The organism is Bradyrhizobium sp. USDA3010, from assembly GCF_056429065.1.
This window is the reverse complement of record NZ_JBWJZD010000124.1, coordinates 1-1,190: the sequence shown is the minus strand read 5'-3', so window position 1 is coordinate 1,190 and position 1,190 is coordinate 1. Positions and strand designations below refer to the sequence as shown.

Genomic DNA, 1,190 nt, shown 5'->3' with positions numbered 1-1,190 from the left:
GTCAACGTCGGTCGTTTACCGAGGAGTACAAGCGGCAAGCCGTTGAGCTGGTGGTGTCGAGCGGCCGCTCGATTACGTCGGTTGGCAAGGAACTTGGTCTGCGAGACTCGGTGCTGCGGCGCTGGGTGGATAAGGTCCGGCAGGAGCCGGCATCGGCGGCGTGGCGCCCCACCACGCAGACGACGCCGATGCCGGCGGACCAGGCTTCGGAGATCGCCCGGTTGCGCCAGGAGAACGAACGGCTGCGCATGGAGCGCGACATTTTAAAAAAGTCGATCGCGATCTTTGCCGGAACCCGGACATGAGCTTCCGCTTCATCGAGGATCACCGCGATGCCTATCCGGTACGGTTGATGTGTGCCGTACTCGAGGTCTCGCCGGCCGGCTATTACGCCTGGCGCGATCGCCCGGTGAGTAAGCGGACAAAGTCCAATACCGCGCTCCTGGCCGCGATCCGGCAAGTCCATCAAGACAGCAACGGCCGCTACGGCAGTCCCCGCGTCCATGCCGTCCTGCGGAGGCAGGGCCGCGGCGCCAGCCGCGGCCGGATCGAGCGGATGATGCGTCGGCACGGTATCCGCGCCATCATGGCGCCGCCGCGCCGCGTGCGCACCACCGACAGCCGTCACAACCTGCCGATCGCGCCGAACCTGATCGCGCGCGACTTCTCAGCCCCGGTCCCGAACCGGATTTGGCTCGCCGATATCACCTACATCCCGACCGCGGAGGGCTGGCTGTATCTCGCGGCCGTGATGGATCTCTTCAGTCGAAAGATCGTCGGCTGGGCCATGCGCGATCATATGCAGGTCGAACTCGCAGCAGCGGCACTGACCATGGCCATCCAGCAACAACGGCCCCGGGCCGGGTTGATCCACCACTCCGATCGCGGTGTGCAGTATGCCTCACACGCCTATCGCAATGCTCTCGCAGGCGCCGGCATCACCGCATCGATGAGCCGCAAGGCCGATTGCTACGACAATGCTCCGATGGAGAGCTTCTTCCATACCTTGAAGACTGAGCTCGTTCATCATCGCAACTACAAGACCCGCGCCGAGGCCCAGCGCGATATCTTCGCCTTCATCGAAGGCTTCTACAACCGAACAAGGCTCCATTCCGCCGTGGGATATATCGCCCCGATCGAAATGGAGCTAAAAGCCGCCTAAACCAGTCCACTTTCTCGGGGGAAGATCA

At 63.3% G+C, this 1,190-nt stretch carries 1 protein-coding gene; it reads left to right on the top strand.

The features are described 5' to 3' along the window. Positions 1-1,162 (top strand): IS3 family transposase gene (locus AC066Y_RS43220; protein WP_478279134.1). Its coding sequence is split into 2 segments (ribosomal slippage), with 1,163 coding nucleotides annotated over them: positions 1-282 and positions 282-1,162; the frame shifts between segments, so codons are not numbered across the junction. This gene is flagged as partial in the annotation. Positions 1,163-1,190 lie beyond the last annotated feature (28 nt).